Raw genomic sequence first — 24,861 nt, 5'->3', positions numbered from 1 at the left:
AAAATTAAAATGCTATAAAAGGAACGCCCTGTTTTGCCTGAAAAAAAATATACCCTATCACCGAGGCGAACATTAAAGCAAATAAAGATACGACCCAAATTTGTTTGCCTTGGGGGAATTTCCATCTATGACCTAGCCACATGGCGAATAACGGAATTATCTGTATGCAGTGCAACGCGAAGAAGTGTGCTACCCTTAAATCCCCTCCTTTTACGCTCCAATTGACCAAGGGCAAGCCTTCCTGCCCTTCGGCAACACCAACATTGTGGCCCAGTTGACTTATCATCTGTCCTCCCACCCAACTTCCAAAAATAACGATTAGCCAACCTAAAAAAATGGCCCATTGAACGGACTTTGCAACCCTTAGCTTTAACCGAATGGCATCAATCAAAAATAAAACCATGGTCAAAACATTAATTCCTACAAATATCCCCATGAACATGAACAGAATGCCATCAAGAGGAGTTGCAACGTTGTAATGACTTTGAACTCCCCTAGATCCTTGATAGAAAATTATCAAGAACTCCAACAGCAGGGTCCATGCAGTAAGATGGTTGATTATTGCCTTCTTTTTCTGGGAGTACGGATATTTTGAAACCAAGTATCCAAGAGTTATCAAATAGATAGAAATAGATATGGAAAACTTTAACGGCTTGAGCCAAACATTGACCCCTAATAAAGTTCTTTCATCGATAAAAATTCCTACAATACAGAACAGACCCAAAAGGGATATAACTATAGATATCCAATACAAAACAGGACTTTGGTCCTTCACTATTGAAAAAAGACGTTTTAGTTTTATCCCGACCAACGAATGGTTGGTTAGGTTTTCAGAAGAAGACTGGTCATTTTTTACGAATATGGATATTAGCTGTTCCATGATTGATATTTTTAATTGTTAAATAATGTATTTTGTTAAATTATATGGGATTGGACTTAAGCCCTTTTAGAACCATAAACAGTAGAAAACCTAAGGGGCCAAACATAAAGGTTAGGAAAAGGCAAGGTGCCATCAATACCTGATGAAGGTTAAGGTCCTTATTTTGATCTATCATCCACATTCCGATCAAGAGGTCAAATGCCAAATAGTGTATCCATCCTGCCAATGCTGCATTTTCTATCGTAAACAATTCCATCACGCTTTTAAGACTCCCAAAGTCCATCATACCGTTTGAGATCAGCACTTGCAGGATGTAAAAAACATATATACCCGATAGGACGATCGGTATAATTTTATTATCAATTAGGAACCTGGTCGGCCTCCATTTTCGTAGAAAAATCATCAAAACCCACATGGGTAAGACTAAAATATTTGCCAGTGAAAAAACAATTGTTGCGGTCATTTTAAGTGTTTTAAGGTTTTATCGATAGGCCAAAGATGGACACACTACACCCTAAATAAAATGACTATGTTTTGAATCGTCTTAAAAGTGGATTGAATTGTTAGAATTACATTTCGATGATAGAAATGTGCATATTGCTAGTGCGACAAAAAAATTCTTGCTGGAAGTCACGAGTTGATTGTTTTCCAATTTGAAGTGGACTTTCTTAAAATAAAAAGAAAGGATTTAATTGACAATACTCCTATTTATGCTTTAAATGCACCAAATGCATCTTTCGCACCACTTGGTTTCTAGTGGATGGATTTAAAAACTTGCCCTGTAACCGGGTGATTCTAAATTGATTCACCGTCAACTGCCTGTCCCAGTCCAGTGGGGATTGTCGTATGGTCTCCAATTCGGCATCGTTTACATAGACCCAAACATCCTCTTTGTTTTTTAGTTCATCCAAGGAACTGATCTGTACGGGAAACTTGTTGTAAAAGTCCAAGGCCCAAGTATGGTCATCTCCAATTTTATAAATTTTATCTACGGATATAGTATGTTCCGAAATCAATTCAGACATATTAGATCCACCCTGATAGTTGAGAAGGTTCGGGTAGAAGTGAAGGTTCAAAACCGCATTTAACAAAACGGAGGCGCAAACCGAAACGGTAATGAGTTTTTCATAATAGGTCTCCCTTTTAAGTGCAAAATAAACAATGACCAATCCGGCTACACTCAGTAGTATCGGAATTAAAAGACCATCGAACTTAAATACAAAAAAACAGATCAAGGCACTCGCCACGAATACCACCGATAAGATAAAATATTGGCCTCCCAATAAAAATTTGGTCATCCTATTTTTGTCGGACCGATGCACATCGTACGCAAAAGAAGCCGTAAGAACCGAAAACAAGGGGATGGTAACATTCAGGTAATGTGGCAATTTGAATTGGGCAAAACTAATCAGTACAAAGACCAAGGTAATCCCGCCCAAGGTCAAAAATTCATGGCCGGGCTTGTAGGCAAACCGTACTTTTAAAAAGGCCTTTGCCTTACTCCAATAAGCTGCCAACGCCATAAGGGTCCAAGGTAGGAAGACCCATAAAAAGGTATGGAAGAAGAAAAAGTAATCACTGCTGTTCTTCCCGATGCCTTCCCCACTCATGCGCTCAAAACTCTGTTCCCAGAAAATAAAAAAGATGCCACTTCGGTTTCCCCTACCCCGAATCACTTTTTCCGGATGTAGGTCAAATTGCAGGTAATATGCATATAACATGGGCGCAATGGTCAATCCAAAAATTACCAGGGCCAAAAGTACCTTCCAACTTAGAAATCGGTGCCACTTTCGGGTATAGGCCAAATGGCATAAAATCGGCAATCCTATGACCACCAAGGCAATCTGACCCTTGGTGGAAAAGGCCATCCCGGCGCCAAAACCTCCCAAGAGAATTGCCATAAGATTTCCTTTTTCAATGTAGGCCGTTAGTTGCCAAATGGCGAAAATGGTAAAGCCGGTCAAAACAGCATCGGTACGTACGTCTATCGCTCCCAATACTATGGTCTGGGCGCTCATGAATACGAGCGCTGCCAATTTCCCCGTATCCACGTTGTACAAAAGCTTACCAAGTCCGTAGCAACTATAGGCACCCAAGAGTGTTGCCAAAATACCGGGAATTCTGTAGGCCCAATCGTGGATTCCAAAAATTTTATAGGAGAGTGCCGCCAGCCAATAGTGCATATGCGGCTTGTCCAAATACTCGTTAGGGCCCTTGAACAGATTGATAAAATCGTTCTCGTTCACCATGCGCATGGCCATCACGGCGAACTGGGCGGAATCGTTTTCAAAGAGGGTCACGATACTACCGGCGATATACACCAAAACAATAAGAACTACTAAAAACCAATACCTTAGGTTGGATATCATAGGGAGTATTTCCGATGTGCAAATATATATAACTTCGCAAACAACCACCCCAAGAAACTCCCCATCAGGGCTCCGGTCAAGACATCCAATGGATAATGTACCCCGATGTACACCCGACTATAGGCCACCACCATAGCCCAAAAAACAAGACCGAGACCGATATACCGTAAACCCGATTTCAAAAGCATCCCAAAAAACAGGGCAACGGCAAAGGCGTTGGAGGCATGGGCCGAGAAGTATCCATACTTCCCACCGCAATAGCTCTTTACCAGGCGCATTAGGGAAGAAATTTCAGGGTCATGACAGGGCCGTAACCTACCCACGCCATATTTAAAAAAATTGCTCAACTGATCGGATACCGTTATCAACAACGCAACCGTCACCATCAAAACCAAGGTCCCTTTCAACCCAAATTTCCGATAGGAAAGAATCAGCAGGAAAAGGTACAGGGGAAGGGCACTTAATTTATGCGAAATGAATTGCCAAAAGGTATCCCATGCAGGGGTTCCCAAACCATTCAAATAGATAAATATATCCTTGTCTAACTGCAGTAGTTGGTCGAGCATCCTTATTCCCCGTATCTCGAAACTTCCCTGTCGTAAAAGGCCGTGGCCGCCTCTATCAGGTTTTCGGCTTCGGATTCCAGTTCCTTTTCGTCCTCCTTTGAAAATTCTTCCAACCATTCCACCTCATCGTCCTCCAAGTTGATGATAAACCTGGGATAATCGGTATGGATAACATAGATGGCGTTTGGATAATCCGTATTGTCGCCTAATATAAACTTGGGTAATTCCATTCGTTTGATTTTACTAAACTCCGATAAATATACACTCAAAAAGTTAAGTAGTCCGAATCAATTTTTGGGTCAAATAGTTAAATCGCATATACAACATAATCGCGGACGCCGTGAGGCCCGTAAGGAGTCCCACCCAAATCCCCACACTCTCCAATGAGGTATGCAAACCCAGATAGTAGGAAATGGGAAACCCGATCAACCAATAGGCCACAAAGGTAATGAACGTGGGTATTTTCACATCCTGCAAGCCCCGCAAGGCACCCAAAACCACCACCTGAATCCCATCCGAAATCTGAAAGAAAGCCGCTACCAATAACAGTTGGGAAGCCAATAATATCACCTCTGTATTGTCCATAAAATTCATCCTATCGTCCACGTCCAAATATAGCGTGGGGAACCAATCCTTGCCCAAAAGGAAAAGAATGGCAAATAGAATTTCCAACAACAAGGTCAGAAAAAATATGGATTGGGCAATCCGCCGCAATTCCCTATAATCCTTAAGTCCCTTCTGATTGCCTACCCGGATCATGGCAGCGACCCCCAGTCCCATGCCAAACATAAAGGTCATGCTGCTCAAGTTCAACGCAATCTGGTTTGCCGCCTGCGAATTTTTCCCCAAAACGCCGCTCAACCAAATGGCCGCCGTAAAAATGGCCACCTCGAAAAACATCTGTAAGGCGGATGGAAACCCTAAGGAAATTATTTTTCGTAGTACCCGTTTTTCAATGTTCTTTAGGTTGAAACCGGTTACGTAATCGTGGAATTTTTTCTTGTTCTTGAGGAGCATCCACAAATAAAATACCATAACGACCCTTGATATCAAGGTACCCCACGCAGCGCCCACAATACCCAATTTTGGAAATCCAAAGGTTCCGAATATCAAAAGATAGTTCAGGGTGATGTTTACCACATTGGCCAAAATGGTTGCATACATGGGATATCTGGTTTGGGACAAGCCCTCTGAGAATTGCTTAAAAGCCTGAAAAATGATGAGCGGTACCAATGAGAAGGCGACCAAATCCAAATAGGGCATGGCAAGTTCCACCACTTCCTCCGGTTGCTCCATTAGATACATCAATGGCTTGGCCAATAGAATTAGAAGAAATAACGAAAAACCCAAAATAGTACAGAGTACCAATCCATGTTTTAGGGCACTTTTGGCATTTTGCTTGTTCCCGGCACCATCGGCTTCCGCGACCAAGGGTGTAATGGCCGTGGAAAACCCGATGCCCAGTGACATGGCAATGAACACAAAACTATTCCCCAACGAAACGGCAGCCAGTTCTGCCGTACCCAATTGGCCTACCATGATATTGTCCGCAAACTGCACAAAGGTATGGCCCAGCATCCCCAAGATGACGGGTACGGAAAGTTTTATGTTGTATGCGAATTCTTTGGTGTAGTTCGAAAACACGGTTGGAAATTTAGAACGACAAAGATACTTTTATAAACCGATTTTAAAGGCAGGGATTCAGTCCATTTCCTTGGCCTTGTTCCAATAGATATCCATCTCGGCCAAACTCATATCCTTTAAGGCCTTTCCCTGCTTTTGGGCCTCGATTTCCAAAAACTGAAACCGCTTTGAGAATTTTTTATTGGTCCGCTCCAAGGCGTTTTCAGGGTTGATTCCCAGGAATCGGGCGTAGTTGATTATAGAGAAAAGTACATCACCAAACTCTGATTCTATCTTGTCCTTATCTCCAGTAGAAAGCTCTTCTTGCAACTCCCCCAATTCTTCCTGTAGTTTTTCAAAGACCTGCTCCGGTTGTTCCCAGTCAAAACCTACACCGGCCACCTTGTCTTGAATTCGATTCGCCTTTACCATAGCGGGCAGACTTTTTGGCACTCCTTGTAAAACGCTTTTCTTTCCTTCCTTGAGCTTTATTTTTTCCCAATTCTGTTTTACCTCTTCTTCATTTTCCACTTTTACATCGCCATAAATGTGTGGATGCCTATTGATCAACTTCTCACAAATACCATTAGCTACATCGGCAATATCGAAACTTCCACTTTCTGAACCAATCTTGGCGTAAAAAACGATATGAAGCAGCAAATCGCCCAATTCTCCCTGTACCTCCTTTAAATCATTGTCCAAAATGGCATCTCCCAACTCATAGGTTTCCTCAATGGTCAAGTGCCTAAGGCTTTCCATGGTCTGTTTTCGGTCCCAAGGACACTCCTCCCGGAGCTCGTCCATTATGGTAAGCAAACGATCAAATGCCTTTAGTTTCTCCTCCCTGGTATTCATTTCAAAAGTTTTTGCAAAAGTACAAATCTAAGGGTACAGGCCATGTTGTATATTTTAGTAACTTGGGAAATTGTGATGCTTTCCATAAAACGCATCGGGACAAACACTAAGAGCAAATGCATAGAAGAAATTTTTTAGTCCGTTCCTCGCTTTTTTCGGTAGGGTCGGTTCTTTTGCCCGCGGTATCTTTCGCCTTGGAAACCGATCTGAAATTCGGGGTGCAACTGTACAGTTTTAGGAACCAGATGGCCAAAGACCCGTTGGGCACCTTGGAGCAGATTGCCAACATCGGCATCAAAGAAATAGAATCCGCCAGGAGCACTAAAGGGCATTATTACGGGCTCACGCCCAAGAGTATGAAACAGGCCTGCGAAGATCTGGGCATGAAATTGGTCAGCGGACACGTACATCTGGACAAGCACTTCGAAAAAACAATGGAAGAGGCCGCTGCCTCCGGTCAGGACTACCTGATATGCTCCTCCATGCCGTCCGACGGTCAAACTGTGGAGAATTATAAAAAGGTGGCGGAGGAATTCAACAAGGCCGGTGAAGCCTGCCAAAAATTGGGCATCAAGTTCGGCTACCACAACCACGAATACGAGTTTGAATCGGACCAAGGGCAAGTGCTTTACGACGTACTTATGGACCAAACCGACCCAAATTTGGTGCATATGGAACTCGATCTGGGCTGGGTGGTCGTCGCTGGTAAGGACCCCTTGGACTATTTCAAAAAATATCCGGGCAGGTTCCCGCTTTGGCATTTAAAGGATATGGACATGACCAAAAAGGAAAGTACGGAATTTGGTAAGGGCGGTTTGGATATCAAGGCCATGATGAAAAACCGGGAGTTATCCGGAGTAAAACACATTCTGATTGAACAAGAAGAATACGCCAGTACCCCTTTGGAAAGCATGCAACACAATATGGATTTTCTTAACAACCTCTAGATGTCAAAACAATACCTTCTCTGTCTAACGCTGCTATGGGCGTTATTCACGGCCTGCGAAAATCCCGAAAAAACAACTTATGATGTCGTTATACGTAACGGGCAGATCTTGGATGGCTCCGGCAAGGCATCCTTTACCGGGGACATCGCCATCAATGCCGATACCATTGCGGCCATAGGCTCCCTTGAAAATACAGTGGGCAAAGCGGAAATAGACGCTACCGGACTTTCGGTCGCGCCGGGTTTCATCAACATGTTGAGCTGGGCCAATGTGGCCCTGTTGGAAGACGGACGTTCACAAGGAGATATCCGGCAAGGGGTTACCCTTGAGGTATTGGGCGAGGGATCATCCATGGGACCTTTAAGTGAAGTGATGAAGCAGGAGATGAAGAATGGGCAGGGCGATATCAAATACGATATCCCATGGACCTCTTTGGGAGAATACCTTAATTATTTGGAAAAGAAGGGCATATCTACCAATGTCGCTTCCTTTGTTGGGAATGCAACGTTGCGGGAATACGCCATCGGCATAGAAAAAAGACCTCCTTCGCCCGAAGAAATGGAAACCATGAAAAACCTGTTGCGGCAAGGTATGGAAGAGGGCGCCGTTGGACTTTCCACTTCCTTGATTTATGTGCCCAGTGGCCATGCCGATACCAATGAAATCATAGAACTGGCGAAGGTAGTTGCCGAGTATGACGGCATGTATATTTCCCACATTCGGGACGAGGAAGGCGGGCTTTTGGAGGCAGTGGACGAACTGATTACCATTTCCAGGGAAGCGAAACTCCCAGCCGAAATTTATCACTTTAAGGCATCGGGGAACGCGAATTGGCATTTGTTGGACAGTGCGATTACCATGGTAAACGCCGCCCGTACCGAAGGTCTGGCCATCACGACGGATATGTACATGTACAATGCCAGTTCTACGGGATTGAACGTGGTACTTCCGGCATGGGCCAAGGAAGGCGGACATAAATCGACGATTACGCTGATGGAAAATCCGGCCACCCGAAAAAAGATGATGGACGAAATCGACTTCCACGTACCACCCGAGAATATTCTGTTGGTCGGTTTTAGAAATAAAGAACTGAGGCATTTGATCGGGAAGACCTTGGCGGAAGTTGCCGAAGAACGTCAGAAATCGGCCAACGAAACCTTGGTAGACCTCATCTACGAGGACGACAGCAGGATCCAGGTCGTCTATTTTTCCATGTCCGAAGAAAACGTAAAAAAGAAATTGAAACTGCCGTACATGAGTATATGTTCCGATGCGGGTTCTTATACCAATGAAGGGGTCTTCTTGGAACAAAGTACCCATCCCCGCGCCTATGGCTCCTTTGCCCGTTTGTTGGGCCATTTTGTGCGCGATGAAAAAGTGATTTCCTTGGAAGAGGCTATTTATAAGTTGACGACACTACCGGCCACCAATTTAAAATTGAAAAAAAGAGGGGCTTTAAAAGCCGGGTATTTTGCCGATGTGGTCGTCTTCGACCCAAAAACCATCAAGGCAAACGCCACTTTTAAGGAACCCCACCAATATGCCACGGGCATGCAGCATGTATTCGTAAATGGGGGCCATGTTTTAAAAGACGGGGAACATACGGGAACTTTTTCAGGCCGATTCGTAAAAGGTCCGGGTGCCACTAAGTAAACTAAAAAACTAACAAAATAATTATTGACTAATCGATGAAAACCATAAATGTACTCTTTGCTTTACTTCTTTTGAACTCCTGCGCTTACGCCCAAGATATTGTAGAAGCGGGTGCTTCACTTACTTTGGTATCTGAAGAATTCAAATTTACCGAAGGTCCGGCGAGGGACGCTGAGGGAAATGTATATTTCACGGACCAGCCCAATGACCGCATCGTAAAATGGGACGCAGAGACCAATACCGTTTCAGATTGGATGCACCCCAGTGGCCGTTCGAACGGACTCTATTTTGATCACCAAGGGAACCTGATATCCTGTGCCGATGAAAATAATCAATTATGGAACATTGATCCGGAAAAGAATGTTACGGTACTCGTAGAAAAATTTGAGGGAAAATTTTTGGGAGGACCCAATGATGTATGGGTAGACCCAAAAGGGGGAATGTATATAACGGACCCTCTGTACAAAAGAGATTGGTGGAAAGATAGGGAACCAGAAGTCGAGAAAAGACGTGTTTACTATTTAGCTCCTGGGAGTACCCAACTGACCATTGTTGAAGAGGATTTGGTGATGCCCAATGGAATCATAGGGTCCAAAAATGGCAAAAAATTGTTTATCGCCGATCCGGGGGATAAAAAAACATATGTATATAAAATCAATAAGGACGGAAGCCTTTCCGATCGGGAATTATTTTGTGAGATGGGGTCGGACGGTATGACCTTGGACAATAAAGGCAACCTATATCTAACCGGTAATGGGGTAACGGTATTCAACAAAGATGGTAAACAAATAAAACACATTAAGGTCCCTGAAAATTGGACCGCCAATGTCACTTTTGGAGGCCCGGAAAGGGACATACTCTTTATTACGGCCATGGACGCCGTTTATATCTTACAGATGAAAGTAAAAGGCATTAATTAAACACAATCAAAATGACCTGGAAAAATTTATTCGACAAGCAGGAATGCGAGGAAACCATTTCGCGCATCAATAACCTTACTCCAGAAACCGCCCCTAAATGGGGTAAGATGAACGTTTCCCAAATGTTGGCGCATTGTAACGTTGCCTATGAAAGCACCTATACGGACAAACACCCCAGGCCCAAAGGCGTCCAAAAATTCCTGATCAAGCTATTGGCAAAAAATACCGTTGTAGGCCCAAAACCATACAAGAAAAACGGCCCCACTTCGCCCGTATTTAAGATCAGTGATGAACGGGATTTTGAAAAGGAAAAGAACAATCTCATTGCCAACATGCGAAAGACCCAGGAACTAGGGTCGGCCCACTTTGACGGGAAGGAATCCTATGCTTTTGGAACCTTGACCCAAACGGAATGGAACACCCTATTTTCTAAGCATCTGGAGCATCACTTACAGCAATTTGGGGTTTGAACACGAAATTATTATTCCATCTCTTTAAAAAAGTATAAACCAACCAACTATGACAGCGTATATTTTTGAAATCATCGGTACCGGAATGCTTATCCTTATAGGCAACGGGGTAGTGGCAAATCTTGTTTTAAAAGGCACCAAAGGTGCCGATAGCGGATGGATTGGCATCTCCCTGGCTTGGGGAATTGCCGTCTTCATTGGGGTTTTTATATCTGCTGATGTCAGCGGTGCCCATTTGAATCCCGCCGTGACTATTGGGCTTGCCGCCGCCGGAAAATTTTCCTGGACCTTGGTGCCCGGCTATATCATTGCCCAAATTTTTGGGGCCATGGTCGGCAATTTTTTGGTATGGCTCACCTATAAAAAACAATATGACCTTACCGATGATACCGATGCCGTATTGGCCACCTTCAGTACGGCACCGGCCGTGCGAAGCTATGGTTGGAACGTGGTTACCGAAGCGATCGGCACCTTCGCCCTCGTTTTTGGGGTGTTCTACATCGCTGGTGGTGCCTTGGCCAACGAACCGATTTCCCTAGGGTCCCTAGATGCCCTTCCCGTAGCCCTCTTGGTGATGGGCATCGGTTTTGGATTGGGCGGTCCCACGGGCTATGCTATCAATCCCGCTAGGGATTTGGGGCCACGGATCATGCATGCCATCCTACCTTTGAAAAACAAGGGAAAGAGCGATTGGAGCTATGCTTGGGTGCCGGTTTTGGGCCCGGTTATAGGTGCCCTAATGGCAGCAGGCGTATTTTTGTTATTGAATTAATTAGATAGTTATGAAGCATATAATCAAAGTTTTAGTCCTTATCTTTTCAAGCAGTATTTTTGCTCAGCAAATTATTGACTTGCCCCATCAAATCCCACCAACTGTACAGTGGGAAGGAGGCGAGAAGGAATACTTTTCGGATATTTGGCAGACCCAGGTGGTCACCAACGTCTCTACCCCCACCATGGAGGTATTTGCTCCGGAAAATCCCAACGGCACCAGCGTTATCGTAGCTCCAGGTGGAGGATTGTATGCCTTGAGTATCAATAGCGAAGGAAACGATGTCGCAAAATGGCTGGCGGAAAGGGGCATTACGGCCTTTGTATTGAAATACCGATTGGTTCCCACCGGGGAGGATGGGGTACAGGAAATTAGTATGGAGGGAGCCACCAATCCCCAACGGATCATGCAACGGGTCGCACCCGTCCTTCCCTTGTCCGTACGGGACGGACTGTCCGCCATTGAATACGTGCGGACCAATGCCGAAAAATATAAGTTAGACCCCCATAAAATTGGTTTTATGGGCTTTTCCGCCGGGGGTGCTGTCACCATGGGCGTAGCCTACAACTACAATGAAAAAAATAGGCCCGACTTCCTAGTGCCCGTATATCCATGGACCACGGCCCAACCCGTCCAAGCGGTACCGCAGGACGCCCCGCCGATGCTGATCATTTGTGCCACAGACGACCCGTTAGGCTTGGCCGCCGGGAGCATTGAACTCTATTCCTCATGGCTTAAGGCAAACAAAACCGTGGGCCTACATATGTATTCCAAAGGTGGACATGGCTTTGGAATGAAACAACAAAACCTACCCTCTGATGATTGGATCCAACGGTTTTATGATTGGTGGGAGGTGGAGATAAACTCTGGGGATATTAAGCAAAGTAATTGATAAAGTTGAACCCAAATAATATTCTAATCTTGAAAATTAAAATACCCTTAATAAAAGGTAGTATCCTTCTAATAATTTTCTTTTTAGGCACCACATTTTGGCTATCGGCCCAAGAAAGACCCGCCTTTGCTGAAGAAGTCGAGGCATTGACCCAAAAAAACGATTCCCTTTGGGACCCAAACAAGGAAACCATTGTTTTTACGGGGAGTTCCAGTATACGTAAATGGGACAATTTACAAGCTTCCTTTCCAGAGCATCAGGTACTAAATGCCGGTTTTGGCGGCTCCCAGGCATCGGACTTGCTCTATTATTTGGACACCCTAGTGCTTCGGTACAATCCCACCAAAGTTTTTATTTACGAAGGGGACAATGATATTTCGGCCAAAAAAAGACCACGGAAGATCATCGGCACTACGGAAATGATTATCGGCAAACTCAGAAGACAAAACCCGGACATGAAAATTGTGTTGATATCGGCCAAGCCCAGTATCAGCAGATGGCACTTGCGGAGAAAATACAAACGCCTCAATAGAAAATTCCTAAGATTGACCAAAAAGGACGAATCCCTCCTCTTTGCGGATGTCTGGTATCCCATGCTTAATGGGAAAGAAGTCAAAAAGGATATCTTTGTATCAGATGGCCTTCACATGAACCAAAAAGGATATGACATTTGGTTCCATGCCATGCAACATTTAGTAAACAACCCCTAAACCACAGCAATGATCAAAACTGTTTTCATCAGAAGTCTTTTTTTCCTGTCCCTTGGGATGGTCTTTTTGGCCTGTCAAAACGAACCTGAAAAACCACGCATCCAAATGCCCGAAACGGATTTGGCAATAATTAGCTTAATTCCAAAGCCTGTAAAGGTGATTCCAACGAATTCGGCTTTTGCACTGGATCAATTCACCGCCATTTACACTTCCAAAAATGCCACGGGCTTTGACAAGGTTGGCGAATTTTTGGCCGAAAAAATTAAGGCGCACATCGACTTGGACGTACCCGTGAACGGAGAAAATGCCAACACAGTGGAACGGGTCATTTACATCAACCAGTCGGACAGTCTTGAATTGAACGCTCCCGAAGCCTATCAGCTGTACATCAATCAGGATTCCATCATCTTGAACGCAAATACCGCCGAAGGTGCCTTTAGAGGTATCCAGACCTTGCGTCAGTTGATTCCAAATGTGAGCAATGACACCCTTGCCGCTCAGAAAATTTGGCCCATACCATCGGGGAAAATAACGGACAATCCCAATTTTGGCTATCGGGGTGCCATGTTGGACGTAGCCCGACATTTTTTTAGTGTGGAGGACGTGAAAAAATACATCGACCTATTAGCCTACTACAAGATCAACATGTTGCACCTGCACCTCACGGACGATCAGGGCTGGCGCATCGAGATCAAGTCCTGGCCAAAACTTACCGAGATTGGTGGCAGCACGGAAGTTGGCGGTGGGCCAGGCGGATTTTACACCCAAGAGGATTATAAGGAAATCGTGCGTTATGCACAGGAACGCTATATGACGATTATACCCGAAGTGGACATGCCCGGACACACGAACTCGGCCTCCGTGGCTTATCCCATCTTGAACGGCAATGGAAAAACGCCAAGGCTGTACACGGGCATGCAGGTAGGGTTTAGCACCTTTGATACCCGAAAGGATACGGTCTATGCCTTTATTGACGATGTGGTACGGGAAATCTCCGAAATGACCCCTGGCCCTTATTTCCACATGGGAGGGGATGAAAGCCATGTTACCAAAAAGAACGACTATATCCATTTTGTGAACAAGGTGGAGAAAATTGTGCAAAAACACGGCAAGCTCATGATCGGTTGGGACGAAGTTGCCAATGCGGATATTGACTCCAACGCCATTGCACAATGGTGGGCCAGTGAAGAAAATGCAAAGAAAGCGGTGGCAAAAAACATGAAAGTCATCGTCTCACCTGCGAACAAGGCCTATTTGGATATGAAATACGATACCCTGACCGACCTAGGGCTTCACTGGGCGGCCTACATTCCGGTGGATTCGGCCTACCAATGGTCTCCGGAGGATTACGGAATTCCAAAGGAAAATATTTTAGGAACCGAAGCTCCCCTATGGTCTGAAACCATTACCAATATCAGCGAATTGGAGTATTTGGCGTTTCCACGTATGATTGGATATTCAGAACTTGCGTGGACGGTACCTGAAAACAGGGATTGGGAAGATTACAAAGTCCGTTTGGGTGACCAGGCCCCATTCTTGGATCGGAACAATGTGAACTACTACCCATCCCCGTTAATCGATTGGAAAAAAAGTAAGTTCACGTACGAGACCATTGAAAAGGATTAAGGTTTTTTTATTTCAAATAAAAAGGTAGGTGGGATATTAGCGTAACGAAATCCCGACCCTCCACGTTCCGTTGCTCGGTTTCCCTTTGGGCAATCTTTACTACAATGGATACTTCGCTTTGCTCAGTAAGACAAACAGGTGGATTTTGTCATTCTGATGACGAGCGTAGCGAGGAGGAAGAATCTGTTTACTGCCTCGCCATCCCGGTTCCGCTGTCGCGGAACACCCTTCCCTACCCGGGGAGGAGAGCTTTTTTCGCCCCACGACCAAAATTCTATGAAGATTCTAAAGCATTCTTCGATTTCGTATTCCCCATAAAAAAAGACCCTGAATGAGGGCCTTTTATAAAATTAGATCTCTAACAATCTACTTTTTTTCCTATTTTTTCTCTGTGTCCTTAGTTTCTTCCTTAGAGAAATCGGCCAAATCATTTTCTACCAAAAGATTGTACCACTGAATGATTTTCTTGATATCGCTGGTATACACCCTATCCTCATCGTAATTGGGCAATACATCAAAAAAGTACTCCTCCAATTTTATCTTTTCGTCCTTGTGGCTTACCGATGTTTTTTCACCATTTTCCTTCTCCTGAATCTTTAAGAAAACATCCCGCAATGGTAATTCCTCGTCCAAAGTATAAATGGCTATTTCAGAAAGTACACTGACGTTGCTTCGCAAACCTACACTGATCTTCTTTCCGTCCAATAGAGACTCCGCCACAAAGCCTGTCCGTGTCTGTGTTATCAATTTATACAATCCAGGTTTACCGGCAACCGACAAAATTTTCTCCAAACCCATAGGCACTATTTTTTATTTTTTTTGAGTGGGCAAAGATGCCACTTTTCTTATGAATTAAATCCCTTTACCTTCCTTTTTTTACATTGGGAAAGCGCATCCTGTAATCCACGCTTATTTTCCCTTTGGATATATTGGCCAGCCTTCCCTTTAGCAATCGCTTTTTTAAGGAGGAAAGTTTATCCGTAAACAGAATCCCTTCAATGTGGTCATATTCGTGCTGAATGACCCTGGCCAATAGTCCGTCGTAGGTTTCCTGGTATTCCTCGAAATTTTCATCTAAATAGGTAATCCGTATCTGCTCCTTCCTATTGACGTCTTCGCGAACATCTGGAATACTTAGACAGCCTTCGTTAAAAGGCCAATCGGCACCTGTCTCTTCCTCAATTTGGGCGTTTATAAATACCTTTTTGAAACCGTTCAGCTGCTTTTGCTCTTCGGGCGAAAGGTCTTCATCGTCCGAAAAAGGTGTAGTATCCACCACGAACAATCGAATGGGCAATCCTATCTGGGGTGCGGCCAACCCAACGCCACTGGCATTGTACATGGTTTCCCACATATTGGAAATAAGCTCGGATAGTTTTGGGTAGTCCTTATCAATATCTTCCCCTACCTTTCTCAAGACCGGGTCGCCATAGGCTACAATTGGTAATATCATTTAGATTCTCTTTAAATAATCCTGTAAAATGAGCGTTGCACTAATTTCATCGATCAGTTCCTTGTTCCTTCGCTGCTTTTTTTTCAACCCACTATCCAACATACTCTGGAATGCCATTTTAGAGGTAAACCGCTCATCCTGACGTTCGATTTTTATATCGGGAAAGGCTTCGGACAGTTTTGTCAAAAACGGTTTTATAAATACTTCGGATTCCGATGGCTGGTTGTTCATTTGTTTGGGTTCCCCAACGACAAGTACATCGACCGACTCCTCCTTAAAATAGTGGGTCAAAAATGGAATGATTTCATCCGTAGGTATCGTTGTCAGTCCCGATGCAATGATGCGAAACTCGTCCGTTACCGCAATGCCCGTTCTCTTTTGACCATAGTCCAACGCAAGAATTCTTCCCACTTTAAATTTTTGGCAAAAATAAAGGATAATTTGTTATATGAAGATAGACCGATAGGGAATTCCTAGGCTTCCGCTTATATTTGACAAAATTTTAATACAGATGACAGAATTACGGGATACCATAGAAAAAGCATGGGAAAACAGGGACCTTTTAAAAGAAACGGATACCCAAAACGCCATTAGAGAGGTCATTGACCTTATTGATGCGGGAAAATTACGTTGCGCAGAACCTAACGGGGACGATTGGCAAATCAATGAGTGGGTAAAAAAGGCCGTGGTACTTTATTTCCCTATCCAAAAAATGGAGACTTTAGAAGCGGGTATTTTTGAATATCATGATAAAATGCCTTTGAAAAAAGGCTATAAGGAAAAAGGTATCAGGGTTGTGCCCAATGCCGTGGCTAGACATGGTGCCTACATTTCCCCAGGGACTATCCTAATGCCCAGTTATGTAAATATTGGCGCATACGTGGATGAAGGAACCATGGTTGATACCTGGGCGACGGTAGGTAGCTGTGCTCAAATAGGAAAGAACGTTCACCTAAGCGGAGGTGTAGGAATTGGAGGAGTTTTGGAACCCTTGCAGGCATCCCCGGTCATTATAGAGGACAATGCTTTTATTGGATCTCGATGTATCGTAGTTGAAGGCGTTCGAGTAGGTAAAGAAGCCGTTTTGGGTGCTAATGTGGTGCTTACGGCTTCCACAAAGATAATCGATGTTACGGGAGACGAGCCTGTCGAGTACAAAGGATTTGTGCCGCCCCGGTCGGTTGTAATTCCAGGTAGCTATACCAAAAAATTCGCGGCGGGCGAATATCAGGTGCCTTGCGCTTTAATCATTGGCAAACGTAAGGAAAGTACCAACAAAAAAACTTCCTTGAACGAAGCGCTTAGAGAGTATGATGTAGCCGTATAAAGAAATCTGTAAAAAATTTCAAGGGCCGATGTTTTCGATTTTTATACTATTGAAAATATCGGCCTAATATTTTTAAGGGGCATTGAAATTTAAGTGATGTTTTAAGTGAAATCCATTTAAATAAACTTCGAAACGCAACCCTAAACGGGTTTTAACATCTCCTTAAAAACATGGGTCTTTAAAGCAATTTGTAAGAAATCTACCAAGGATTACAATTTTTGCCTTTTTTTTTTGTTATACCTTTGTTAGCCCAATGCTACCGACCCTACTTATTCGAAAAATATGATGAGTAATAGAGAAAAAATTACGGCCCTGATAATCACCTACAATGAGATTGGATACATTGAAAAGTGTTTAGAGTCCGTTTCCTTTGTTGACGAAATCATTGTGGTGGATTCCTTTAGTACGGATGGCACCTATGAATATCTTTTAAAGCATCACAAGGTAAAAGTCATTCAAAATCCATTTGAAAATTTTACCGCCCAAAAGTCCTTCGCGCTCAAGCAGGCGACCCATGATTGGGTGCTATTTTTGGATGCCGATGAAATTGTGCCTACACCCTTGAAAAATGAAATTTTGGAAACGGTTTCCAAACAAACTGAAATCGTGGCGTATTGGTTCTTCAGACAGTTCATGTTCCAAAACGAGAAATTAAGGTTCAGCGGATGGCAAACTGACAAGAATTACCGACTCTTTAGAAAAAGCAAAGCTAAATTTTCGGATAGGAGAATCGTCCATGAGACGTTGGATGTGGAAGGTACTTCCGGTATTCTAAATGAAAAACTTACCCATTATTGCTATAAAAACTACGAGGACTACAAGTCCAAAATGTTAAATTATGGTAGATTAAAGGCAATTGAATGTTTCTACCGCGAACGAAAATTCAATTATGCCGCGATGTACCTAAAAACTGGTTGGAAGTTCTTTAACCATTATGTTCTAAGACTTGGGTTTTTGGACGGCAAAAAAGGTTATGTAATCTGCTATTTGAACGCACTTGGCGTCTTGGAAAGATTCAGGGAACTAAAGCGTCTGGAACAAAAAAACGAGTTGGCCTACTATTTGGTAATGCCGTAAAAGGTCCAAACCCTCTTTTCCTTTTTTGTCTTTTTTCTAATCCCCTGGTTTTTTGCAATGGATTCCGGAGTTTTGTATCCTCTTTTGTGATCTAAATGCACACAAACGGCACTGTATCGCAATTGCTTAGATTTGATCCCGAAATTGAAAAGGCGTTCACCCAGCTCCCTATCCTGACCGCCGTACTGCATTCGCTCATCAAAACCGTTCACGTTCAAAATATCCTGTTTCCACCCCGATGAATTATGGCCGTTCCAACTGGCGTTCGTTGGTGTGACCCAATTCAATACCTTTGAAATAAGGCCGCTGGCCGTTAACTTGTTGTTCTTAAATGTTTTGGGGATGCCCTTTTCCTTGAGCCAATGGATATCAAAACAACGTTGCTGTTCGATATCGTCAAGGCTTATCAATTTGGAAATATTCATCGGCAACATGTAATATCCACCAGAAATAAAATAACCAGGTTCCTTATTGATGTAATGCACATGCACAAAATCCTCCCGGGGAATACAATCGCCATCGGTCATAATAATATAATCCGTCCGGCACGCAACGACCGCTTTGTTTAGGATTCTTGACTTTTGAAACCCATCGTCCTCCTGCCATACATGCACGATTGGGTAAAATACCTCCTTCGACATTTGGTCCAACAACTCCTTGGTCGCGGGTTTGGACCCATCGTCGGCAATTACCACTTCAAAATTCTTGAACGTCTGCTGGTTGAAACCCCAAAGAACCTTCTTGAGCCACTCCTCCGCATTGTAGGTGCTCACAATTACACTTATTTTTAGGTCCTCTGGTGTATTGGTCATAGTTTGGCAAAAATATAAAAGTCTTCCAGTATCTTTGAAAATTAATAGAAGATAAACATGCTCAAAAAGAAAATAGCCCTTATAGAGCTAACCACGTACCATGAAGAATGTTTATACAGTCAAATCCGATTTCTAAAGGACGCCAATTACGATGTTCATTTAATAATACATCCAAAGATCCATAAAAACATAGTTCATTATGGTATAGAAACGAGCAAAACTAGATTTCTAGACCCACGGAGCTCCTCTTTTTTTATAAAAAGAATTTACAATTGGTTTACAACCTACCAATATATTGTTAGAAATGGATTTGATGTGGTAATTTTCAATACGGCCAGTAGTAATAAGGAAACGATTGCACTTACCAGGCTGTTGCCAAAAAGAATCAAATGCTTTGGGAGTATCCATAATTTAAAAAAACTGAACGGCAGTTTTTCACAAAAAATCATTAGTAAACGGATTCAGAACTACTATGTCCTGAACGATTTTTTGGTGGATTCTACAGTACTTAATGATAGGAACATTCGGCTTTTTCCTTACTATCCCATTTATTTCCCGAAGTTCCCAAGTTCGAAAATAATGGATAAAAAGAATGATGTTTGGATTTGTATCCCTGGGGAGGTCAACTATAAAAGAAGAAACTATAAGATAGTACTGGAAGCATTGTCCAGATTGGAATTGGAGAGTACCAACCTAAAGATTATTATTTTGGGAAAAATGAATCCAAAAAATCCGGATGTTGCCCTGTTCTCTTCACAAGTCCAAGAGCTGAATTTAACCCCTTTCCTAATCACTTTCGATCACTTTATAGAAAATGAAATATTTCACGAGTATATAAAAACTTCTGATTTCATTATGGCACCGGTTTCCAATACTGAACAGAATTATTTGAAATACAAGATAACAGGAGCCTATAATTTGGCATTTGCCTATAAAAAACCTTTAATCACACCCCAAGAAATGAGCGTAATGCCCGATTTATACGAAAACTCATATTTCTACGAGGATTCTGAAAGCCTTGCGCAACTCTTCAACAGTATTTCAAACAACAGCTTGGAAACAAAGAAATTATATACCCATAAGAAGTGGAATTACCCATTTCAATTAAAAAAGTATTTGAAATTAATTGAACCGATCTAAAGAATGGATTTCACCAACGAATTAAACAAAGCCCTTAAAGTACTACAAAATGGCGGCCTTGTCCTCTACCCTACCGATACCGTCTGGGGGATTGGTTGCGACGCGACCAATACGGCCGCTGTAGAAAAAGTACTTACATTGAAAGGGTTAGATGACAAAGGCCTCGTATGTCTTGTTGCTAGCGATGCTATGCTGGAACGGCATGTGGAAAAGGTTCCGGATTTGGCATACGACATTATGGACTTGGCCACCAAACCTACCACCCTTGTTTATGATAGACCGAAAGGCTTCGCCTCAAATGTAATTGCCCAGGACAATTCGGTCGCCATTAGGGTCGCTTCCGATAAATTTTGCAAATACCTCATTGGAAAGTTCAAAAAACCCATTGTTTCCACCAGTGCAAATCTTCAAGACCAACCAATTGCTTTAAATTTCAAAGAAATTGACAAGGCCATTTTAACAGGTGTGGACTATGTGGTAAATTTGAAGCCTGAAAATCAGTATGCGGGTCCATCCTCCATAATTAAAATGGGTATCGATGGCCGCGTGAAAGTGATTAGGGAATAATGCCGAAGAATATCCAATGGACTATAAAAAGGCCATAAGCCAACCCATTTTTGAAATTATTGGTCGCACTGCAGACGAACTCAAGCTGGACACCTATGTCATTGGCGGATTTGTTAGGGATTACCTCTTAAAGAGAAAAATTCCAAAAGACATCGATGTTGTCGCCGTTGGAAGCGGTATCGAACTGGCTACACAATTGGCATCAAAACTTCCGAGAAAGCCCCAAGTTTCCGTTTTTAAAAATTTTGGTACCGCCATGGTCAAACATGATGAACTGGAGCTTGAATTCGTAGGTGCCAGAAAGGAAAGTTACCATAGGGATAGTAGAAAACCGGTCGTTGAGGACGGTACATTGGAAGAAGATCAAAAGCGAAGGGATTTCACCATCAATGCCTTGGCCATATCATTGAACAAAAAGGATTATGGCACCCTTTTAGACCCCTTCAATGGATTGGAGGATCTGGAAAACAAACTGATACGGACTCCACTAGATCCAGATATCACCTATTCCGATGATCCCTTGAGAATGATGCGGGCAATCCGATTTGCAACCCAATTGGAATTCAGGATTGAAGCCTCATCCTTGGATGCCATTACACGCAACAAAGAACGCATCAAGATTATTTCCAAAGAACGTATTGTAGAGGAGCTTCACAAAATTATGCTCTGCCCAACCCCGTCCAAAGGATTCTCCTTATTGCATAAAACGGGCCTATTGGACATCATCATGCCAGAATTGACCGCTCTGCAGGGAATAGAGGAAATAGAAGGACAACGGCACAAGGATAATTTTTGGCACACACTGGAAGTAGTGGATAATATTTCCACGGAGACTGATGACCTTTGGCTGCGTTGGGCTGCACTACTCCATGATATTGGGAAGGCACCTACGAAACGTTTCCATAAGAAAATTGGCTGGACCTTCCATGGCCATGAATTTGTAGGCTCCAAAATGGTGTACAAACTTTTTAAACGATTGCGCATGCCACTGAACGACAAAATGAAATTCGTTCAAAAAATGGTCATGATGAGTTCACGCCCCATTATTTTAGCAGAGGAACATGTGACTGATTCCGCGGTACGAAGATTGGTTTTCGACGCCGGTAACAACGTTGAGGATTTGATGACCTTATGCGAAGCGGACATTACAACAAAAAACCCAAAAAAACAGCGGAGGTATAAGAACAATTTTAAACTTGTCCGCCAAAAGATCAAGGAAGTAGAAGAACGGGATAGGATTCGAAACTTTCAACCTCCGGTTTCGGGAGAGGAGATTATGGACACCTTTAACCTAAAACCTTCAAAAGAAATTGGTATAATAAAGGAAGCCATTAAGGAGGCTATCCTGGAGGGTGAAATCCCAAATGAGCATGATGCAGCCAAGAATTTTATGATAAAAAAAGGTATATCACTGGGTTTATGTCCTAAATAGGGAAAAATATTCCCAACTACCAAGGTAGATAATTTTAAAAACTTCAAATCTGTTACCAACAGATAATCTAAGGTTTACCTTTCCTTTTACTGTCTTTACAACATTATATTTCTAAAGAATTAGGGTCAGATTACTTTTATAAATCAATATAGTGCCACAATTCAACAAAAACCAGGTTGGAAAAGGGAATAAAATTAGGATTGTTAAGTAATGGCCAAACCAATTAAAGACCAATTGACCAAAACAAATCTTGGGAAACGGTTTTTTTTATTTTTATTACTATTAGTCAGTTGTTGTCTTTACTCACAACAAACCACTACCTGGACCCCTATTAATTTAAACACTTGGGAATCCTTAAGTTCTGACGGTCTTGTCCGTGTAGAATGTAGGGTAACAGGGAGTGTACTGATATCTGGAAATGAGACCATGGGCTGTACTTCGGACAACACCTATAACAATCCTACACCGGACGTTTTTGGAAGTCCGTCCCTTGAAATTTCCGTTGCATCTTTATTGACGGGTACTTTGGAGTTTCATTTTTTTGATGCAACCACTGGAAATCCGGTTTACCTTACCAATCCATTGGTAAATGTTGATAAGGTAGGTACCTATGGTATTTTGCCGTTTCCACTGTTGAACGGGACAAATACCGGAGTTTTTACCTTGACCAATGAAACTTGGACCAATATTAGTAGCAATGGACCCATTTTTCAATCAAACAACACACAATTTCAAATTGATGCGGGTGCCCTACTCAGCTCCAATGGCGGCGAGTGTGGAAATGGTGTGGACCAAGGTACAGGAGGAGGGACAATGCGTATGGATGCTCCAGTTCAATCCATCGAAATGGACGTATCGGTTTCCGGAAGCCTAATCAGCTTTAACGAAAACGTAGAATTTGTGCTATCCAATCTGATAATTGCTGAACCTTCCATTGAAGTAACCAAAACAGTAACCGAAAATTATAGCACGCCCGTATCCATTGGTGATGCGGTCAATTATACGATTCAAGTAGAGAACACGGGTAATGTGGAAATCATAAATATCGAACTCACCGATACTTTTACGGATGCCAATGGAAACCCGTTGACGTTAACCAGTGCCCCTTCTTTCATTTCTGCAACTATGGGTTCTGGGGAAGGAACTTTACAAGCAAATGAAATAGCCACCTACGCTGCTGGATATAGTTTTGATGGAAATGCAATTGATGCCGGAGGGGTTATTAATCAGGCAACGGCAACGGGAGACAGTCCATACGGGCCCAAAGACACTTTTGATATTTCCGATGACGGAATTGATTCGGATGGAAATCTATTGGATGACCTTACCGAAAGTTTCTTTCCAGTACCTCGAGACGATACGGCCACAGTTGAAGAAGATGATTCCGTGAATATTTTAGTTACTACCAATGATGATTTTGGTGGGAATGGTCCCAATACGGGTAGTATTATTTTAGTAAGCACACCGACCAATGGAGCAACTGTATTGGATAATAATAGCACACCGACCAATCCCGTGGATGACTATTTTACCTATACTCCCAACACTGATTATTTTGGTTCTGACTCCTTTGTTTACGGAATTTTGGACTCTAAGGGACACACACAATATGCAACGGTGACGATTACCATATTTGCTTGTCCGGATGCTGGTACAGACGGAGTATTAAACATTTGCCAGGGCGATACGTTCGACAACAACGACCTTTTCGCACAATTAGGCGGTTTGCCGGATGCCGGCGGGATATGGACCGACAACGGCGACGGGACACATACCTATACCGTTTTGGCATCCGCACCATGTACGACCAATGATTCGAGTACAGTGACCGTGGTGGAACAGGCACCTCCCAATGCGGGCACAGATGGTGTTTTGAACATCTGCCAGGGGGACACTTTTGACAATAATGACCTTTTCACACAGCTCGGCGGCTCTCCAGATACCGGAGGGACATGGACCGATAACGGGGACGGGACACATACCTATACAGTTTTGGCATCCGCACCATGTACGACCAATGATTCGAGTACAGTGACCGTAACCCAACAGGCACCTCCCAACGCCGGGACCGACGGAACCTTAAATATTTGTCAGGGCGATACCTTTGATAATACCGACCTTTTCGCTCAATTAGGTGGTTCGCCCGATGCCGGAGGGACATGGACCGACAACGGGGACGGGACGCATACCTATACCGTTCTGGCAACTTCACCTTGTACGACCAATGATTCGAGTACAGTGACCGTAACCCAACAGGCACCTCCCAACGCCGGAAGCGACGGTGTTTTGAACATCTGCCAAGGGGACACTTTTGACAACAACGACCTTTTCGCGCAGCTCGGTGGTTCGCCCGATACCGGGGGGACATGGACCGACAACGGCGACGGGACACATACCTATACCGTTCTGGCAACTTTACCTTGTACGACCGACGATTCGAGTACCGTGACCGTAACCCAACAGGCCCCTCCCAACGCCGGTACCGACGGAACCTTAAATATTTGTCAGGGCGATACCTTCGACAACAACGACCTTTTCACACAGCTCGGCGGCTCTCCAGATACCGGAGGGACATGGACCGACAATGGTGACGGGACACATACCTATACCGTTTTGGCATCCGCACCATGTACGACCAATGATTCGAGTACAGTGACCGTAACCCAACAGGCACCTCCCAACGCTGGAAGCGACGGAACGTTAACTATTTGCCAAGGGGACACCTTCGACAACAACGACCTCTTTGCTCAATTAGGTGGCTCGCCCGATA

25 protein-coding genes are annotated in these 24,861 nt (G+C 43.5%); 14 read left to right on the top strand and 11 right to left on the bottom strand.

Annotated features, from left to right (window positions below):
• Window positions 1-4 precede the first annotated feature (4 nt).
• The 7 genes from PP181_RS14575 to mazG all read right to left on the bottom strand — a co-directional run bounded on the left by PP181_RS14575 (window position 5) and on the right by mazG (window position 6,293).
• Window positions 5-880: a hypothetical protein gene (locus tag PP181_RS14575; RefSeq protein ID WP_272637630.1), complete on the bottom strand. Its 876-nt coding sequence runs from the start codon at window positions 878-880 to the stop codon at window positions 5-7.
• Between the two features lie 40 nt (window positions 881-920).
• Window positions 921-1,343: an ABA4-like family protein gene (locus PP181_RS14570; RefSeq protein WP_272637629.1), complete on the bottom strand. Its 423-nt coding sequence runs from the start codon at window positions 1,341-1,343 to the stop codon at window positions 921-923.
• Window positions 1,344-1,584: 241 nt separating this feature from the next.
• Window positions 1,585-3,249 (bottom strand): ArnT family glycosyltransferase, encoded by a 1,665-nt coding sequence (locus tag PP181_RS14565; protein WP_272637628.1) that lies wholly within the window; start codon window positions 3,247-3,249, stop codon window positions 1,585-1,587.
• Window positions 3,246-3,815: a phosphatase PAP2 family protein gene (locus PP181_RS14560; protein WP_138257605.1), complete on the bottom strand. Its 570-nt coding sequence runs from the start codon at window positions 3,813-3,815 to the stop codon at window positions 3,246-3,248. The genes PP181_RS14565 and PP181_RS14560 overlap by 4 nt, the downstream gene beginning before the upstream one ends.
• Before the next feature lie 2 nt (window positions 3,816-3,817).
• Window positions 3,818-4,045, bottom strand: a complete 228-nt coding sequence (locus tag PP181_RS14555) for a hypothetical protein (RefSeq protein WP_154916734.1) — start codon at window positions 4,043-4,045, stop codon at window positions 3,818-3,820.
• A gap of 43 nt (window positions 4,046-4,088) precedes the next feature.
• The gene (locus PP181_RS14550; protein ID WP_272637627.1) at window positions 4,089-5,459 is read right to left on the bottom strand and encodes an MATE family efflux transporter; all 1,371 of its coding nucleotides are present in this window, start codon (window positions 5,457-5,459) and stop codon (window positions 4,089-4,091) included.
• A gap of 57 nt (window positions 5,460-5,516) precedes the next feature.
• Window positions 5,517-6,293, bottom strand: a complete 777-nt coding sequence (mazG, locus tag PP181_RS14545) for a nucleoside triphosphate pyrophosphohydrolase (protein WP_272637626.1) — start codon at window positions 6,291-6,293, stop codon at window positions 5,517-5,519.
• Between the two features lie 116 nt (window positions 6,294-6,409).
• On the opposite strand from mazG, the gene PP181_RS14540 reads away from it, so the two are divergent.
• The 8 genes from PP181_RS14540 to PP181_RS14505 are packed head-to-tail and all read left to right on the top strand — an operon-like array spanning window position 6,410 to window position 14,283.
• Window positions 6,410-7,240: a sugar phosphate isomerase/epimerase family protein gene (locus PP181_RS14540; RefSeq protein WP_272637625.1), complete on the top strand. Its 831-nt coding sequence runs from the start codon at window positions 6,410-6,412 to the stop codon at window positions 7,238-7,240.
• Window positions 7,241-8,893 (top strand): N-acyl-D-amino-acid deacylase family protein, encoded by a 1,653-nt coding sequence (locus PP181_RS14535; protein ID WP_272637624.1) that lies wholly within the window; start codon window positions 7,241-7,243, stop codon window positions 8,891-8,893. It begins immediately after the preceding gene.
• A 35-nt stretch (window positions 8,894-8,928) separates the two neighbouring features.
• Window positions 8,929-9,813, top strand: a complete 885-nt coding sequence (locus PP181_RS14530) for an SMP-30/gluconolactonase/LRE family protein (protein WP_272637623.1) — start codon at window positions 8,929-8,931, stop codon at window positions 9,811-9,813.
• Window positions 9,814-9,824: 11 nt separating this feature from the next.
• Window positions 9,825-10,283 carry a DUF1569 domain-containing protein gene (locus PP181_RS14525; protein ID WP_272637622.1) on the top strand — a complete coding sequence of 153 codons (459 nt, stop codon included), beginning with the start codon at window positions 9,825-9,827 and terminating at the stop codon, window positions 10,281-10,283.
• 49 nt (window positions 10,284-10,332) lie between these two features.
• Window positions 10,333-11,055 (top strand): MIP/aquaporin family protein, encoded by a 723-nt coding sequence (locus PP181_RS14520; protein WP_272637621.1) that lies wholly within the window; start codon window positions 10,333-10,335, stop codon window positions 11,053-11,055.
• A gap of 10 nt (window positions 11,056-11,065) precedes the next feature.
• Window positions 11,066-11,947: an alpha/beta hydrolase gene (locus PP181_RS14515; RefSeq protein ID WP_272637620.1), complete on the top strand. Its 882-nt coding sequence runs from the start codon at window positions 11,066-11,068 to the stop codon at window positions 11,945-11,947.
• Window positions 11,948-11,976: 29 nt separating this feature from the next.
• Window positions 11,977-12,657, top strand: a complete 681-nt coding sequence (locus PP181_RS14510; protein WP_246160779.1) for a GDSL-type esterase/lipase family protein — start codon at window positions 11,977-11,979, stop codon at window positions 12,655-12,657.
• A 9-nt stretch (window positions 12,658-12,666) separates the two neighbouring features.
• Window positions 12,667-14,283, top strand: a complete 1,617-nt coding sequence (locus PP181_RS14505; protein WP_272637619.1) for a beta-N-acetylhexosaminidase — start codon at window positions 12,667-12,669, stop codon at window positions 14,281-14,283.
• Window positions 14,284-14,661: 378 nt separating this feature from the next.
• On the opposite strand, the gene PP181_RS14500 is transcribed toward PP181_RS14505, so the two are convergent.
• The 3 genes from PP181_RS14500 to ruvX form a co-directional block, all read right to left on the bottom strand.
• Window positions 14,662-15,081 carry a DUF5606 family protein gene (locus tag PP181_RS14500; RefSeq protein ID WP_272637618.1) on the bottom strand — a complete coding sequence of 140 codons (420 nt, stop codon included), beginning with the start codon at window positions 15,079-15,081 and terminating at the stop codon, window positions 14,662-14,664.
• A gap of 64 nt (window positions 15,082-15,145) precedes the next feature.
• Entirely contained in the window at window positions 15,146-15,736 is a 591-nt protein-coding gene (def, locus tag PP181_RS14495) for a peptide deformylase (protein WP_154916758.1), read from the bottom strand.
• Window positions 15,737-16,147, bottom strand: a complete 411-nt coding sequence (gene ruvX, locus PP181_RS14490; RefSeq protein ID WP_154916760.1) for a Holliday junction resolvase RuvX — start codon at window positions 16,145-16,147, stop codon at window positions 15,737-15,739.
• A gap of 100 nt (window positions 16,148-16,247) precedes the next feature.
• On the opposite strand from ruvX, the gene PP181_RS14485 reads away from it, so the two are divergent.
• A complete protein-coding gene (locus PP181_RS14485; RefSeq protein WP_272637617.1) occupies window positions 16,248-17,063 on the top strand; it encodes a 2,3,4,5-tetrahydropyridine-2,6-dicarboxylate N-succinyltransferase in 816 nt (271 codons plus the stop codon).
• Window positions 17,064-17,345: 282 nt separating this feature from the next.
• Complete coding sequence (locus PP181_RS14480) at window positions 17,346-18,140, top strand: glycosyltransferase family 2 protein (RefSeq protein ID WP_154916762.1); 795 nt, start codon at window positions 17,346-17,348, stop codon at window positions 18,138-18,140.
• On the opposite strand, the gene PP181_RS14475 is transcribed toward PP181_RS14480, so the two are convergent.
• Complete coding sequence (locus PP181_RS14475; protein WP_272637616.1) at window positions 18,122-18,952, bottom strand: glycosyltransferase family 2 protein; 831 nt, start codon at window positions 18,950-18,952, stop codon at window positions 18,122-18,124. The two genes, PP181_RS14480 and PP181_RS14475, sit on opposite strands and share 19 nt — an antisense overlap.
• 57 nt (window positions 18,953-19,009) lie before the next feature.
• Here PP181_RS14475 and PP181_RS14470 point away from each other — a divergent pair, with 57 nt between their 5' ends.
• From PP181_RS14470 to PP181_RS14455, 4 genes are all read left to right on the top strand, one after another.
• The gene (locus PP181_RS14470) at window positions 19,010-20,092 is read left to right on the top strand and encodes a hypothetical protein (RefSeq protein ID WP_154916766.1); all 1,083 of its coding nucleotides are present in this window, start codon (window positions 19,010-19,012) and stop codon (window positions 20,090-20,092) included.
• A 3-nt stretch (window positions 20,093-20,095) separates the two neighbouring features.
• Window positions 20,096-20,659, top strand: a complete 564-nt coding sequence (locus PP181_RS14465) for an L-threonylcarbamoyladenylate synthase (protein ID WP_154916768.1) — start codon at window positions 20,096-20,098, stop codon at window positions 20,657-20,659.
• Between the two features lie 16 nt (window positions 20,660-20,675).
• Window positions 20,676-22,091, top strand: coding sequence for a CCA tRNA nucleotidyltransferase (locus PP181_RS14460; RefSeq protein WP_272637615.1), 1,416 nt, complete (start codon window positions 20,676-20,678; stop codon window positions 22,089-22,091).
• Between the two features lie 210 nt (window positions 22,092-22,301).
• Window positions 22,302-24,861: DUF7507 domain-containing protein (locus PP181_RS14455; protein WP_272637614.1), on the top strand; the 2,560-nt coding region annotated here is incomplete at its 3' end.

Source organism: Maribacter sp. PR66 (assembly GCF_028464205.1).
GTDB lineage: Bacteria > Bacteroidota > Bacteroidia > Flavobacteriales > Flavobacteriaceae > Maribacter > Maribacter flavus.
Note: the sequence above shows the minus strand (reverse complement) of the source record. Positions and strands in the feature narration are given on the sequence as shown.